The sequence below is a fragment of the Acidisphaera sp. S103 genome, assembly GCF_009765975.1.
Classification (GTDB): domain Bacteria; phylum Pseudomonadota; class Alphaproteobacteria; order Acetobacterales; family Acetobacteraceae; genus Rhodopila.
This window is the reverse complement of record NZ_LMUJ01000101.1, coordinates 34069-49648: the sequence shown is the minus strand read 5'-3', so window position 1 is coordinate 49648 and position 15580 is coordinate 34069. Positions and strand designations below refer to the sequence as shown.

Below are 15580 nucleotides of genomic sequence, written 5' to 3'. Positions count from 1 at the left end.
CAGGATAGTGTTGATCGATTTTGGGTCCAGTCGACCGGCGGCGAATACCGAATTAGCCCACTACACCCAGATCTATTCGGGCGGCTACGCGCCGCCGGAGCAGATACTTGGCACGAACCAGGGCGAATTCTCTGACATTTACGCAATTGGAGCAGTGGCCTACCGGGCGATTGGCGGCAGTCTGGTGAACGCGCTGGCTCGCCAAAATGCGCTGGCTGTGGGGCAATCGGACCCCCAGCCGTCGGCGGAGCGGATCGGGGCGGGGCGATATCCGGGGTCCTTGCTGGCGACGATCGATGCGGCTTTGGCACCCGATCCGACGCAGCGACCACAAACCGTGGACGCCATGCTGGCGGCGCTTGCTTGCGAGGAGCCAGCCAAGGAGCCGACGGTTGTGGCACCTCCGCGTTCGCTGCCGACCACTCCGCCGCCGTGGTGGCCCGGTGTGTGGGGGGTGGCGGCAGGCGCCGGCGTAGTCGCATTAGGCTTAGTGGCGTATTTTGGACTGCGTGCCCCGGCCACACCGCCGGTCGCCAGCCGTCAAGAGATCATTTCGCCCTCGCCGCCGTCTGCCACGCTGCCGCGACAATTGCCCGGTGCGACGCAGGCTGGTGCCGCGGGCGATGCGGCGCAGCAGTCGGCCGCCGTAAAAGGCCAGCCCGACGTCGCGCCCACGAACCCACCTGCCCGCGCGGCGCCCGTCGAACATGCCCAGCGCGAGGCGATCGTGATGCCGCCAGTAACGCCATCGCCCGCGCCGCCTCCGCAGACCGCGCCTTCGCCGCTTGAACAGGGGCAAGCGGCGGCACAGTCCTTGCCATGTTCGATCTTGAACCTTACCGACGGGCAGGACGGCATACGCGTCTCGGGGCTCGCCTTGGCGGGCGCGGAACTCGATCAACTGCTGGCGGATTTACACAATGCGAGCCCAGTGACCGACGCCATTACGCGGGTCGATCGCTTTGCCTGCGCGCCGATATTGGCGATGAAGGCCTTCGTCCAACGAAGCTGGAAGGGCGCGCCGCCAACATTCGCAATTCGGCTCGATCAGCGGACCGTCGCGAGCGGCGCACGGCTCGGAATCAACGTCACGCCGACACCGTCCGCGCTATACATCGATCTCTATCAGGCAGATGGATCAGTCCGCCACTTGTCGCGCCCAATCGCGGGCTCCCCCATCAAACCGCGGGCGGAGTGGGTCGCCGCGCCACCGGCCGGCCCACGACTGGTTGTGGCGATCAGTGCAGCAACTTCGCTCGATCTTGGCGCGCGGCCGGAAACTGAACGGGCCTCCGACTATCTGGCGGCTCTGCGGCCACGCTTGCAGCGTGCCGCCGAGCCACCGGCTGTCGACCTCGTGATGGCCACAGTGCGCGCAGTCGAACCGGCGGTGGCGAAAGTGCCGCGGCCGCGCGCAACACCCTTGCGGTCGGATCGATGCGCAAATATTGTTAGTCGGGCACAGTTAGGGGAAACATTGTCCGATGCCGAACTCACGGCGCTGCGGACCGAGTGCCGGTCCTGACGGTTCTCTCATCCACCGCCGACTGACGCGACATTCATGGCTGGCCGGCGCACTCATCACCCTGTTCGCCGGCTGTGCACAACCTCCCCTACCCCCTCCGGCTGCCGCGGCTTCGCCGCCCCCGGTGCAGGCGGTGCCGTTTGCGGATGCCGTGCTAAAAGCCGCCAACGCCGTGTTCTCCGGTGCGCCCGTGAGCACTCAACAGACCAACCGGCGCCAGATCGTGGTTATAGATCCGCTCGTGAATGGCGTCACCGGAGAACAGTCGGCAGCCACGCGACAGATTCAAGATCGGATAGTCGCGCTGGCGCAGGAAAAGTATCCGCAATTCAACATTCAGCCTTTCTCTGCGGCTACCGTCAGCGCGGCGCCCTATGTCATGGTCGGCACATTCACCCCAGTGAATGCGCGAGGCCAGACCGCCGGCACGCGGGAGGCTTACCGGTTCTGTCTGGTAATGGTTGATCTGCGGGCTGGAAAGACGGTCGCCAAGGGCGTGGCACGAGCCACTCTCGAGAATGTCGATGCCAGCCCCACGGGTTTCTTTCGTGACAGTCCCGCCTGGGTCAATGATCCCAGCGTCAAGAGCTATATCGACACGTGCCAGGCGACCAAGGTCGGTGATGCGATCAGCCCAACCTACCTGAACGGGATCCTGACCGCATCCATCGTCAGCGAGGCGATCAACGCCTATGACGCGAGCCTCTATCGCGAGGCGCTGGAGCTTTATCAGACAGCCGAAAAGACGCCGGCGGGCAATCAACTGCGGGTCTACAATGGCCTCTATCTGACAAACTGGCAGCTTGGCCATCACGACCAGGCGGCGGAAGCATTCGGCCGCGTAGTCGAATACGGTCTGGACAGCAATTCGCTCGGCGTAAAGATACTGTTTCGTCCAGGCTCCACTGCGTTCGACTCCACGCAGCAGACCCTTGGTCCTTACAACATGTGGCTGCAGCAGATCGCCAACCGCAGTGCGAGCAAACATGCCTGCCTGCAAGTGACTGGTAACAGCAGCCCGTCGGGCTCCGCCGCACTCAATGAACAACTGTCGCAGTTGCGCGCCGATTATGTGAAAACACGGCTGGAGGCGGACGCCCCTGGCTTGCAGGGGCATGTCATCGCGACAGGGGTGGGGGCGAAGAACAACCTCGTCGGAACGGGTGCTGACAACACGTCGGATGCGTTGGACCGCAGAGTCGATTTCAAGGTTATTCCGGCCTGCTGAGCGTCCCTTGGAACGGCGGCGATCTCTTTTGCACAAATGACCGAAACGGGCTTCTGGTACGCATAAACAGGCAACCAAGCACATTGAGCAGGGGAGACTGACGCGCCCTGAGTGTGCGGGGTGGCCTCGATCCGGAGATATCTTCCGACTTGCTATGTTGGCCTGCTCAGACACATCCGAAGGCTATGTTCCGACGTACGCCGCCACGTGTTCCGGCTCCCGAACCTGCTGAAGAGAGCCGCTGCCATTTGGCACTTGCATGAGGTCGCCGCAGGGTCTCACCTTGATTGTCAAGCGGCATCGGCCGCGCCGTCCGAGCTTCAGCAGGTACGGGCCGGCATCACGACAGCAGGAGAGAACGATTATGGGGAAGGGCAATAAGCAGCACGGAAACCGTGAGGCCAAGAAGCCGAAGGCCGACAAGAAGGTCGCGCCGGTAAGTCCGACTTTCCTCAAGCCGCAGCCTGAGGCTCGCAAGTCAGGTGCTAGGCCTTCATCGAAATAGCAGACGCAGAAGGCCGGGGGCGCGGCGACCGGTGGGGAAGAATGAGGACGCAATTTTCAGGTGAATAGTCGGCTGGCGATGTTGGTGCAGCAGACGCGCCCCCCATGATGTGCTTACCTCAAAGTAGGGGCGCGGTGGCCCTCCACACTGTCTTCTTCCCCCAGACATCCCACAAGGGTAAGAGTGGGAATATTGGGTGAACGACGGCTAATGGGTGGGTGGGGCAGCGGAGCCGCGGGTCGAAAAGTGCTTGACGACATCCGATAACCGACGATTCGGCGGAATACCCCCAACTCGTTCCATAAACTACGAATCCCGGGGGTTGGAAGTTCGAGTCTTTCCGGGCACGCCAATAAATTCAAATATTTAGCCTGCCCGCGCCGCTCTAGGAAACATTTTAGAGCGGTGTTTTTGCTCGATGGTGAGGCGGTCGGATTTCAGCGGACCGCAACCTTGCCAAGATCGGGGTCGAAAGTTCGAAGCCCTTCGTCCGCTCCAGAATACATTTTAGATTTCAATATCATAAAAGCAACCATTCACGGCTCTTTTTGCTTACATAATAGGTTGCGGCCAGCAATGTAAGTTCCCTGTAAGCATGAAGGATCGTGGAATCGGATACAGCTACTGGCTCGCGGCAAGGTTTCACAGTCATGATCGCCGTGGTTCCAGATGCAGTACAGAAGGCGACAGCAGCCGATCCCCCTCTTTCCTGCCTTGGAGCCATGGGAATCCGTTGGCTGCGGCTGCGTTCAACATCCGAAGGAAGTATCGGTCCGGCTGCGGCCGCCCGCACGATCCTTCAATCGGAAGAGCATTGAGATCGCCAATTGTGAATCGGCGTGGAATTTTGACCCCATTGAAGGGTGATCGGCGTTCAAAATTGCCCCCCTCCGATTTGTGAGATCACACCGCTTGGGCAATCGAGTGGCGGGGGAGATGCGGATCGTGAAAACGCGTCGTGCCCGGATCACGGCAACAGAGCGCCCGCAATGATGTTCGACACAGACCGTCATCGTGCCTAATGCGGGGCCGGCACCGACATCGTGGCTTATATTTCGGCATTCTCGGCGCTCGCTGGCTCCGTGATCGGCGGCATGACATCAGTGCTCTACGCCTTGATCAGCCATAGGCGCGCCATGTCTTCGTCTAATATCGTCGCCCGCTCCAAACGGATTCTCTTGAAGACGACCAGCGCGTATTTCGAGCCAAATCGGACGGTGCCCGAATTGCGGGAGCTTATTGGAAGCGGGGCAGCCGCGGATCCGCCGAAGGATTTCGCTGAAGCGGTCCGCGAGGAATGCTGGGAGTTCGCTCACGTCAACGCCGCCTTGTATAGGACACCACGCTTCAGCTGACTGCTCTACATGTCCGTCATGGGTGGCCGACACACGACCGCTCGACCATCCCCAAAAATTATCCCCGGCAATTCGGCGCGGGTGGTTGCGGGCGGGTGCAAATCTACGTCTATTGGCGAGAAGGATCCCCACGTCAGTGGCCGATCCGACGCGCCTTCGGTGCTACCGCCCCGGAGGAATCCGGACTTCGGGAAACAGGGTGGCGATATGGGTGGCTTGTTGATCAGCGGCGGGCGCGTGGTGGACCCGGCCAGCGGGATGGATGGTATCGGTGACGTGGCGGTGCTGGACGGCAAGATCGCCGCCGTCGGCACCAGGCTAGGCAGCGCCGAACGAGTGATCGACGCCACCGACCTCGTGGTTGCCCCCGGCTTCATCGATCTGCACGCCCACGGCCAGTCGATCCCGGCCGACCGGATGCAGGCGTTCGACGGGGTGACGACGACACTGGACCTGGAAGCAGGCGTGCTACCAATCGCGTCCTGGTACAAACGCCAAGCCAGGCAGGGCCGCGTGCTCAACTACGGCGCCTCCGTCAACTGGGCGTTCGCCCGGATCAGCGCGATGACCGGCTCCAACGAGGAATCTTCGCTGGAGGCATTTGGCCGCGCCATGCGCGACCGTCGCTGGGTAGAGAACGTGGCCAGCGAAATCGAGGTGTCCGGCATCCTCACCCGCCTGGAAAACGGACTGAACGAGGGCGGGATCGGCATCGGCATTCTAAACGCCTACGCCCCCGGCGCCGGCGTGCAGGAGCTCACCGCCGTGTGCCAGTTGGCGGCGGTGCATAACGTCCCAACATTTACCCACGTTGCCTATATGTCGGCGATCGACCCGGAGAGCGCGGCCGAGGCCTATATCCGCCTGATCGGGTATGCGGGCGCCACCGGCGCGCATATGCACATCTGCCACTTCAACAGCTCCAGCAAGACCGATGTGGCACGCTGCGCGGCCCTGGTGGCGAAGGCGCAGGCGCAGGGGTTGCCGATCACATTGGAGGCTTATCCTTACGGCACCGGCTCCACCGTGCTGGCGGCGGCGTTTTTCAGCGATCCAGAGTTCGAGGCGCGCAATGGCACCGGCTACGACTCGGTGCAGCGGGTGGCCGACGGGCGCCGGTTCCACGACCGAGCGGAACTACTGGCGGCACAGGCGGAGGAGCCTTCGACGCTGGTGCTGTGGCATGTGCTGGATACCGAGAACAACGCACATCATCGGGACCTGCTGGATATGTCGGTGCTGTATCCGGGTGGGGCGATCGCCTCAGATGCGATGCCTTGGACCCTCTCGGATGGGTCAGTTTACACCGGTGACGCGTGGCCGCTGCCAGCGGATGCCACGTCGCATCCCCGGTCGGCGGGATGCTTCACACGCTTCATGCGACATTGGGTACGGGAACGGCAGGCGGTGTCGCTGCTGGAGGGCGTCCGGAAATGCGCGCTGATCCCGGCGGAGATTTTGGCTGCCAGCACGCCGGCGATGCGCGCGAAGGGGCGGCTGGCGCCGGGCGCGGATGCCGACGTGGTGGTATTCGACTTTGATACGCTGTCAGACAAAGCGGAGTTCAGCGCGATGAACCGCCCGGCCGAAGGGGTGCGGCATCTGGTGGTCAGCGGGGTGCCGGTCATCACCGACGGCGTGCTGGACCTGGCAGCGAGGCCCGGGCAGCCGGTACGCCGCGAAAGCTGATCGTGCCAGTCCCCATCCTGCTGGTCTGCGGCTTCCTGGGCGCGGGCAAGACCTCGGTGGTGAACCATTTGCTGGCGCATGCCGAGGGACGGCGGATCGCGGCCGTGGTCAACGACTTCGGTGCCATCAATATCGACACCGAACTGATCGCGGGCGCGAGCGACGGGGTGGTGAGCCTGAGCAATGGCTGCATCTGTTGCAGCCTGGAGGGCGATCTGCTGCGCGTGCTGGCGGGCCTGCTGCGGCGCGATCCCAGGCCGGAGTTCATCGTGATCGAGACCAGCGGGGTGGCCGACCCGGCGGACATCGTGCGCAACCTGATGGACCCAGTCATCTGGCGGGAGGCGCCGCTGGAGACGGTGCTGTGCGTGGTGGACGCGTCCGCGCCGGCGGCGTCGCTGAAAGACCAGTTGCTGCGGTCCCAGGTGCGGGCGGCGGATGTGGTGGCATTGAGCAAGGTCGATCTGGCAGAATCCGGCCAGCCTGTGCGCGATGCGGTGAAGGCGCTGCGACCAGGGCTGGTGGTGGTGGAAGCACAGCACGGGGCGGTGCCGGCGGAACTCCTGTTTTCCCCGAATGTGGATCGGGTGCCGGTGGTCCGGGAGGTAGGGCGCCGACGGCCAGCGGCGGAGCGGTTCGAGACGCTGAACTGGATGTCCGATCGGGTCGTGTCGCTGCCCGCGTTCCAGACAGCGATCGGGCGGCTGGCATCGCGGCTGGCCAGGGCGAAAGGGATATTCGAGGTGGCGGGGCAGCCTGGGCGAGTCGTGGTGTTTCAACTCGCCGGGGGGCGGGCGACGCTGGCCCCGGGCGGAGTGTTGGCCCCCGGGACGCCGCGGGCGCGGGTGGTGTTTGTGGTGGAGGTTGGGGTGTTGGAGGGAGAGGAGATCGGGCGGATCATGGAGGGGTGTGTCGGGGGTGAGGCGGACTTGTCGCTTGGCCCCACGCCGCGTGCCGTGATCTGAACGTTGGCTTCTCGGCTGGGGACTAAAAAAGCGGCCACGCTGCAGGGCCGAGGCCAAACGCACCCCGCGCGAGACGGGCTAAGCCGGACATAAGACGCACCAACAGACGACGCCTGAACGCGAGGCCGTTGCACCGATAGGCGGTCCACCCCATACCGTGTGCTGCCCACAACTTTCCGCCATGAAGGCGGCGGTAGTGGCGGCGGGGATTGCACCGCGTGGCGGGAAATCATTTCGTCATAAGGCCCTTGCAACCGCCACGGCCATTCGTTCTGGACCAGGATCCGCACGACCGCTTCGAGTTCGCCTTCCATCTCGGCAGACGCCCTGAAAAAGGGAACGTTGCGGGCAGTGCTCGAGGGCAACCGTGCGTCACCTTTGGCACTTTACGCGATCTATCCATCTACACGGCATCTCTCGGTCAAAGTTCGACCTTTCATAGATTTTCCGGCTGAATGCATCGTTGCGGACGCAGCCTGGTATTGGCCGAACGAACAGAGTGCACCAACCGTGGAACGCGGCCACCTCACTCGCCCGTCATCCGTGTGACATCCAATTGACTCTTCGAACAATACATCCGTTTCTCCCCCATCAGGGGGATAGCAACGCCAGGCACGACCTTTCCTAATGCAAGTGTCTCCGGACGTGAACGACTTCATTTGGAGGGAAATCCCGATGCGTTTTAGAATGTTCCACGGGCAAATCGTCACGGTCGCGCTGTCTGCGCTGGTCGCGGCAAGCCCGGCCATGGCGCAGCCCAAAAAGGCCCAGCTATACTCCTACCATACCGGTCCCGCGATTGGCGGCTGCCCCGGGCTGGATTGGCACGTCAGCGTCGAACCAGACAACAGGCTGATCGGCTTTGTGGCATGGGATCGTGAACAGCACATCGCGAGGCTGGATGGTCAGCTCAATGCCGATCGAACATTTGAGATGGCAGCCAACGAGGTTGGCGGAGCGGGGCGAAAGGCCACGATCAAGGGGACGGCGGGTGGCGCATACATCAATGTCGCAATCTACGGCTCCGGCACGCCGTGCGACGGCATAAACCTTCCGATACCGCTCTCGACCAGTGGAGTCGGCGCCGGCGGTGGCTAAGAGATCATCCGGAAACAACTACGCTTACTGAGAGTACGACTGGCCGTATGGTGTAGTTCCATTCTCCGTGGTACGCATCGCGCTGGATATTGAGGGCGGCCATCCCGCGATCGGACACTTGGATCGCCTTCGGGTAGGCGTTGCTATCCAGTTCGCAGCGAACCGTCAGTCCGGTGTCGGTCGTGGTAGCAGCAATCAAATCGACAATGACGCGGTAGCTGACCAGCGGCATGGCCTTCCAGTTCATGGTGACGAACGACAACAGACGGTGTTCTATCTTGTTGCATTTACTGGTTCCCGGCGGCAGGTGATGCACGGCGATGTCAATGGCCAGTTCGTCGGCAAGGCGCTGCAGTTCCCGCTTCCACAGACGCAGCCGTGATCCATTACTGCCACCTCCATCGGCGGTGATTGTCAGCTTTGCTGCATGCGGATACCGAACCCGGCCAACCTCGCCCCACCAGCGGCGGATCGTCTGCACCGCGAAGGCCGCGGTGTCATGGTTCATGCCGACACTCACCCAGCCGGCATTGGCGGCGAGATCGTAGATACCGTAAGGCACCGCACGGCCAAGCTCCTTGATCAGGAAGTCATGCACGCGGACTTCCTCGGATTCACCCTGCGGGCGCCAGTCGCGGCCGGCGTTCTTGAAGTCTCCCACAAGCTCCTTTTTCTTGGTGTCCACCGAGATCACCGGCTCCCCCGCCGTCAGCGCCGTCTCCACGCTGTCGTTGATGTGGACGAACTGCGCGTTCCGGTCGGGATGGCTGTCGCCTTCCCGGGTCTTGCGGTTGGCTTGCAGGCTGAATTTCTGCCGATGCAACAACTCACCGACCACTGTGCGGCCGATCCGGTGGCCCTGCGCCACCAAAGCCGAGGTCAGTCGCGACAGGCTCTTGCAGGTCCAGCGCAGCGGCGACATCGGATCTCCACGCGCGTCCGACTCGACCAACGCCAGCAGATCGTCGAGCAACGTGGCGTCGCTTACCACCAATGGCTTACGACCGCCGCCCGGACGGCGAACCCGATCCGGGTCGAGCTTATCCGGAGCCGCCAGTTCCTTCAGGCCGCGCCCGATCGTGCTGGGGGCGATGCCGGTCGCCACCGCCACCGCCGCGATGACACCATAGCTGGCAGCGCGCGCCTCGCTCGCTGCCAGCAGGCGGCGCTCGCGTTCACTCAGATACGGGGAAAGGGCCTCAAAGCGTTCGCAAATCGGGCCGGCGTCGATCATCCATGCCCAGTAGCCAAATCCCCACCCTGAGGGAATCGGCCCAGACTGATCGCAATTCGGTTATCTCCGGACGGGCCCTTAGACTACGCGACGACACGTAGAGCTGCTGGCGATCGACCCTGGCTCCCCCGCGTCAACCGCCTTCGCCCCCCATCTTGGGGATAGGGATGGCCGGCATCCTTAGTCAAATTCGTTCATGGCGACGCACGGAGGGGCCGATCGGGGCGTTCGCCGTTTCTCTGCGACCCGAGGCCGGAGATCTTGAAGTGCGGGACGTCGGAATCAGCCCACAGGGAAAGCCTGCCGTGGCAACGCTGCCGTCACCGCACTATTCAAGCGATTGCATCGCTATGGAATATTGGACCGATCCTGGCGCGAACGTCGCGCCCCACCGCGAGCGACTGACGGCCGCGCGGATCCAGATCGAGGAAAAGGCTGAGGATCCGGCCACGGTTTTCAATCGCCTAGCGACGATGTTCCGGTACTCTCCCCGGCTCACGACCGGGCAGCCCCCCCATTCTCGAACCTGTTGTCGCAGTGATCATCCGGTTGCTTGCGGATGCGGATAAGGCACTGGCGTCCGATGGTGCGGCGGCGCAATCCCACATCACGCAGGCGACCACATTGTTACGGTCGGACTACGCCCGGCTCGCGGCGGTGGACCGCCCTCCGCTCGTGCCTTCAAGCCGAAGCGGCCTCACGTCGTGGCAGATTACTACTGTGGAACGTTATATCGAGCGGAACCTGCACGGCACGATCAAAATCAGTGCATTGGCCGCTGTCTGCCGTTTGAGTGCCAGTTACTTCGCGGCGGCGTTCAGGCACAACATGGGTGAGTCGCCGCACGCCTATCTAACCCAGAAGCGCGTGGCACGGGCGCAGGAACTGATGCTGGCCACCAATCGACCACTTGCACATATCGCGCAAGACTGTGGCTTCTGCGATCAGGCACACTTCAGCAGGATATTTCGGCGGTCGACCGGGTTGCCCCCGAACATATCGCGTCGGCGGTGGTCACCGGCGCCGGTTGCGGACCCGTCGGTGCAAATATTGCGCAACGCGGGATCCATTGCTCATGCGTAGATGCGGCCGGACCCGTTCCTTCGAATTCTAAATCGTTCCAGAAACGAGGACACACGACGATGCTCAAAGCGTTTTCCGTTCCTGTCACGCCATAGGGAAAGTCGGCGCTGGCGACGCTGCCACCATGGCACTATTCCAGCGATTGCATCGCCATAGAATACTGGGCGGACCCCGCCGCGATCGCGGCACTCCTGCCTCCGGGGCTCGCCCCCGATGAAAAATCCGCCGGCCGCGTCTTCTTCTGGTTCCTCGACTGGCAGTTCACCGGCTCCAATGACGAACTGACCGACCCGGCGCGCTACCAGTACCGCGAGGCCTTCGCCCTGGTCGAGGCGGTCTTCGACGGCACGCCGGTCAACTACTGCCCCTATATCTTCGTCGATAACGATGCCGCGATCGCGCGCGGCTGGGCGCAAGGCTTTCCCAAGAAGCTGGGCAGCGCCCCACGACCCGCTAATGCGTGACGGCTTCCGCCGCGTTGGAAGGATTCAGGAAGTAGCTGAAATTGAAAGTTGGATTGGCGAATTGCTGGATATGCTGATTGTACCACTTGTACACTTCGCCGATACCGGTACGGGGCACGTAGACGACATCGAACGGCGCCAGCCTGATATCAGCCGAGGCGTCATGCACACGCACGATGTCCTGGAAGCGCGTGGAAAGGAACTCCGGCGTATCATTGGCGCGGCGGCGGATGATGAACACCCGATCCTCATCGCCGCTCATTTTCACGCCGCCCGCGCGCGCCAGGGCTTGCGACAGTGTCGGCGCCGTGCCGGGGCTGGAATATTCGCCCGGCGTACCCACCTCTCCCGCGACAAAGATCTCGGTGGGTGCCGAGGATTTCACGATCACGGAAATCCGGGGGTTGCGGAGATCGGTGGAATAGGCAGCGGCCAGATCGCGTGCCAGTTGGGGCACGGTCTTGTTGGCCGCATCCATGTCCATGACCAGCCGGGTAGAGATATGCCCATCGGCACGGACGGTCACATCATCATTCATTTCCGGATTCAGCGGCAAACGGATGTCCAGCGTGTCGCCCACTCGGATCCGGTAGGCTGGGGTCACATAGAACGTGTCGGCTGGATTGGGTTCGGCAGGCGCCGGCGGCAGATTCGCCGTGGCGGCACAGGCTTCCAGCGTCAGGAGCATGCCGAACCGGAACGATCCAAGCAGAAACCGGGTCAGCAAGGTCGTTGTCATTCTTCCCATTCCTTTCCGGATCAGGCCGCAGATGCGAGCAAACTGGCGAGGCGCAATGCCAGCGCCACCGCGGTAAGGGTCGGATTCGCGGCGCTCGAGGTCGGAAAAACCGAGCTGCCGGCGACGAACAAATTGGCGGCGCCGAACACACGGCAGTCGGCGTCGACCACGCCATCCCGTTCCGTGGCGGCCATGCGGGTCAGACCGATCTGGTGATGGCCGTCATAGCATTGCTCGATGATATGCGCGGCGCGGCGCTCCGGCGGCACTGCCCATTCCATGCTGCCGAGCCCGGTGCGGGCCAGCCAGTCGCCGAAGCAGTCGTGCGCTCGTATCAGCGGTTCGGCATCCGTTTCCGTGTAGCGTAGGTCGATCGCCAGCCGCGGCAGGCCAAGCGCATCGCGCTGCCGCGTCAGCACCGCGCGCGATTCAGGGTCCGGGAGATGTTCGGCGTGGAAGCGCACGGCATAGCGTCGCGCGGCATTGCGTTGGAAAAACCCAGGCATGCGTGGCCGCGCAAGATAACGGTGATACAGAAAACTGGGAATGAACATGCTCGTCTGCGGCGCGGCCCGCAGCACGTTGCCGATATGCGGCAACCGGCGCACCGGATTGGGTCCCACATAGTTTCGCCTGATCGATTCCACGACGATCCGCCGGCCGATCCACGGCACGGACAGCGCCAGATACGCGAACGAAAGAATGCCGTCGCGATGCCGAGCATCATAAATCACCGGATAATCCGGCCACAGCGACACGTTGCTCAACCCCGCTCGGCGTTGCAGATCGGGACTCGGCGTGAATCGGCGCCGGACGTAATAGCCATGCGGGTCGCGGAAATAGTCGATCCCCCGATCCAGCGCCGGCGCGATCACCATTTCGGCCGACGAACCGTAGAGATGGCCCATATAGTAGCGGCCAAGCGGCCCGTCCTGACCACCGAAACGATCGGGGGTATCCTGCCGAGCCGCCAGTAGCAGCCGTGTGTTTTCCAGCCCGCCCGCGGCCAACACCATACGCTTTACCCGTACGCGCGCCGCTCCGCCCGCCGCGTCACGCACCAGGATCGTATCGACGCGGCCGTCGGGCAGGAACGCCAGCTCCACCACCGTTGCAGTCAGACGAAGGTCGATATTTGGTTCCGCCCGCATCCGGTTTGCGTAGGTCTTGCCCAGGCGAGGCTGCTGGCTCCAGCGTTCCAATCGTTCGAAACGAAAATCCGGATCGTCGATCCGCAGGTCTTCCACCGGCAGTTCGAATACCGGCGGACCACAGCCGAGATAGTTGCAGGCATTCGCAAAATACGGCTCGACATCCCCAAAAGCGATCGGCCAGACGGCGCCGGGAACCGCCGGACGAGCTTCGAAATCCATCGCGTCCATCGGCACGCAGCGGCCGCCCCACAGATTGGAGGTGCCGCCAAGCCCACGCTGCACGGCAATGTCCATCGGCACGTGATATTTGGGCACCGCGATATCCGCGTCCCCCAAACGCTGGGCCGCCGCGGTCGGCCCCACGGCACCGGACTCCAACAGCAGGACGGACAGACCAAGCCGAACCAGCTCCAGCGAAAGCGATATGCCGACCGGTCCGGCACCAACGACGCAGATATCCCACTCCGCGTCCTGCAATCCCTCGATGCCGGTCGTGATCATGCCGCTATCGTTCCCGGTGCCGACAATTCAGGCAGCACACGCCGTACCGCCAGGGCGAAGCTGACCCGGCCCTGGATCAGGACAATGGCGCTCAATACCGCCGCGCCCATCAGCCCGAACAGCGGGATCAGCACCGCGCCCAGCACGCAGCACACGACGATCTGTTGCAGGTTCAGTGCTCGCAAGGTGCGCCCATGGCCGGTCATAGTCAGCATCATGTCCTCGGTGGGCAGCAACACATTCACCAACTGGCCCGCACACAGCACGATCATCGCTGCCACGGCGGCATGGGACGCGAAATCACGACCCAACAGCAGCAGCAGCGTGTGCGGGAAAATCACCATCACCGCGATGATCGGCAGGCACACCCCCATCGCCAGCAACCGCGCCTGGTTCGCCGTATGCCGTAACTGAGCGTATTCGCCGCGACGGTGATACCGGGCGAAGGCCGGGCTGGCGATCGTGGCGATGCTGACCAGGATAGTGTTGATCATCATGGTCATACGACTGACGATACTGAACGCGCTGACTGCCACCGGATCGGCGAAGGCGCCCAGCGCGAGCACCGGCAGCGAGAGCAGCGACACCTGCACCAGCTCGACCACGAAAAGCGGCCGAGCGGTGGTCCATAACGGCGGCAATGGCTCCGGCGGTGTTGCCGCGGCCTGCGGCCGGTCGACCAGCACACCGCGCCAGTCCCGCAGGATGAACGCGCCGCCCAGGCAGCAGCAGGCGGCGTAGGAACAAGCGTAGACGATCAGCACCGTATCCAGCCGATGCAGGCCCGCTACGAGGGCAACCAGCGACAGCGCCGGCGGCAACGCACTCTGCATCACCTGCGCCAGCACCGCTCGGTTCATGCCGATCAAGGCGAAGCCGATGGTGAACGCCAGCGTTTGCGACGGCAGGATCAAGGCGGCGAAGCGCAGCGGCGCCACCAGGTCGGGCTGATGATAGATCGACTCCGCCGCCGGCCCGGCCAGTACAAACGTCAGCAGCGCCGCGACGACACTCGCCAGCGCGATCCAGCCGACGCCGGTGAGCAAGGCCTGGCGTGCGGCACGGCCATGTCCCACCGCCAGTTCGGCGGCGATATGGCGCGCTATGGCCCGTTCCAGCCCCAGGCGCGCGCCGGTCGAGGCGAGGTTCACCCAGCTCAGGCACAGGAAGAACAGGCCGGAATCGTGGCCGCCCATCAAGCGCGCGGCCAGGAAGTACAGGCCGAATTTGCCGATGACTTCCACACCGCGTGTGGCCAGCGCGGCGAAATATCCCAGCAGCGTGCGCGACATCAGCCGCTCGACGATCGCCCGCACCTTGTCGCGTCACTCCCAGTTGGTCAGAGCCATGAGTTATAAGGAATTCTATATCGGAAGGAGATGCAAAAAATGCCGAACGGACAGTTTGCTACAAAAAAGACAACGGGCACTCGGGTATTTTCACGAGTCAGCATGAAATTTCGATACAAATTAGCATTTTTTTAACTATTGCTTTGCTGTTGTGACAGGGCATTCTTTTTTTCTTGTGCGGACGACCGTCAATCAGGGTAAAATGCATGTGATTCAGTGGAGGGAATGTCGGATCGTGAAGCGTTTGCGTCAGACTCGTGGAGTTTCGTGTGCGAACCTCACGGAATGATATCGTGCGCGCCCGCCGTCAAACGTTTCGTTTCAGCGGTCTTTCGCTGTGCGCCCGCAGTCGCGATGGCAGGCGTGCTTGGCGCGGCGGGTCCACTGGAGGAGTTGCCGGTATGGCCGCCGGCGCCCGATCCGTTCAGCCTGCTTCAATCCCTGTCGGCACGCCTGCCGCCCGACTGGCGGCTGGGCCAGCCCAGTTCCTACCTCGGCATCGCCCAGGTGCGGGTGAACATGGCGCCGGGATGGCGCGGCAACCCGATTGCCGCGGCCATCAACCTGTGTCCGGATACCGAGGACACCATCTGGGAAGAGACGCGGGTGATCCGCCTGACCATGCACCAGCGCCAGCGCGACTGGCCGCCCTATGATTGCCGTCCCTGACATGCGGATCGGCCGGATCATG

12 protein-coding genes and 1 pseudogene are annotated in these 15580 nt (G+C 63.1%); 9 read left to right on the top strand and 4 right to left on the bottom strand.

The features are described 5' to 3' along the window. From GSQ89_RS32715 to GSQ89_RS32690, 6 genes and pseudogenes are all read left to right on the top strand, one after another. Positions 1 to 1525: pseudogene (locus tag GSQ89_RS32715) on the top strand (hypothetical protein); the annotation flags it as partial. Continuing rightward, positions 1485 to 2753: an OmpA family protein gene (locus GSQ89_RS32710; RefSeq protein WP_158932302.1), complete on the top strand. Its 1269-nt coding sequence runs from the start codon at positions 1485 to 1487 to the stop codon at positions 2751 to 2753. The pseudogene GSQ89_RS32715 and the gene GSQ89_RS32710, both read left to right, overlap by 41 nt. A gap of 1548 nt (positions 2754 to 4301) precedes the next feature. Then, positions 4302 to 4613, top strand: coding sequence for a hypothetical protein (locus GSQ89_RS32705; RefSeq protein WP_158932301.1), 312 nt, complete (start codon positions 4302 to 4304; stop codon positions 4611 to 4613). Positions 4614 to 4820: 207 nt separating this feature from the next. Then, entirely contained in the window at positions 4821 to 6302 is a 1482-nt protein-coding gene (locus GSQ89_RS32700; protein ID WP_158932300.1) for an amidohydrolase family protein, read from the top strand. Between the two features lie 2 nt (positions 6303 to 6304). Beyond that, positions 6305 to 7267, top strand: coding sequence for a GTP-binding protein (locus tag GSQ89_RS32695; RefSeq protein WP_158932299.1), 963 nt, complete (start codon positions 6305 to 6307; stop codon positions 7265 to 7267). A gap of 675 nt (positions 7268 to 7942) precedes the next feature. Then, a complete protein-coding gene (locus tag GSQ89_RS32690; protein WP_158932298.1) occupies positions 7943 to 8365 on the top strand; it encodes a hypothetical protein in 423 nt (140 codons plus the stop codon). 4 nt (positions 8366 to 8369) lie between these two features. Here GSQ89_RS32690 and GSQ89_RS32685 read toward each other — a convergent pair whose 3' ends face one another. Continuing rightward, positions 8370 to 9599, bottom strand: coding sequence for an ISAzo13 family transposase (locus tag GSQ89_RS32685; protein WP_158932297.1), 1230 nt, complete (start codon positions 9597 to 9599; stop codon positions 8370 to 8372). Positions 9600 to 10136: 537 nt separating this feature from the next. Between GSQ89_RS32685 and GSQ89_RS32680 the strand changes: the two genes are divergently transcribed. Both GSQ89_RS32680 and GSQ89_RS40380 read left to right on the top strand, forming a co-directional pair. Continuing rightward, positions 10137 to 10682 carry a helix-turn-helix transcriptional regulator gene (locus GSQ89_RS32680; RefSeq protein ID WP_158932296.1) on the top strand — a complete coding sequence of 182 codons (546 nt, stop codon included), beginning with the start codon at positions 10137 to 10139 and terminating at the stop codon, positions 10680 to 10682. Positions 10683 to 10789: 107 nt separating this feature from the next. Next, positions 10790 to 11146 (top strand): acetoacetate decarboxylase family protein, encoded by a 357-nt coding sequence (locus tag GSQ89_RS40380; RefSeq protein ID WP_216856539.1) that lies wholly within the window; start codon positions 10790 to 10792, stop codon positions 11144 to 11146. Here the strand turns inward: GSQ89_RS40380 and GSQ89_RS32670 are convergent. From GSQ89_RS32670 to GSQ89_RS32660, 3 genes are read right to left on the bottom strand one after another with little or no spacing between them, the layout of a single operon-like run. Continuing rightward, positions 11136 to 11885 carry a polysaccharide biosynthesis/export family protein gene (locus tag GSQ89_RS32670; RefSeq protein ID WP_158932295.1) on the bottom strand — a complete coding sequence of 250 codons (750 nt, stop codon included), beginning with the start codon at positions 11883 to 11885 and terminating at the stop codon, positions 11136 to 11138. The two genes, GSQ89_RS40380 and GSQ89_RS32670, sit on opposite strands and share 11 nt — an antisense overlap. Before the next feature lie 20 nt (positions 11886 to 11905). Then, complete coding sequence (locus GSQ89_RS32665) at positions 11906 to 13540, bottom strand: GMC oxidoreductase (RefSeq protein ID WP_158932294.1); 1635 nt, start codon at positions 13538 to 13540, stop codon at positions 11906 to 11908. Continuing rightward, positions 13537 to 14856 (bottom strand): lipopolysaccharide biosynthesis protein, encoded by a 1320-nt coding sequence (locus GSQ89_RS32660; protein WP_254073472.1) that lies wholly within the window; start codon positions 14854 to 14856, stop codon positions 13537 to 13539. Before GSQ89_RS32660 ends, GSQ89_RS32665 begins: the two co-directional genes overlap by 4 nt. A 387-nt stretch (positions 14857 to 15243) precedes the next feature. Here GSQ89_RS32660 and GSQ89_RS32655 point away from each other — a divergent pair, with 387 nt between their 5' ends. Further along, the gene (locus tag GSQ89_RS32655; RefSeq protein WP_158932293.1) at positions 15244 to 15558 is read left to right on the top strand and encodes a hypothetical protein; all 315 of its coding nucleotides are present in this window, start codon (positions 15244 to 15246) and stop codon (positions 15556 to 15558) included. Positions 15559 to 15580 lie beyond the last annotated feature (22 nt).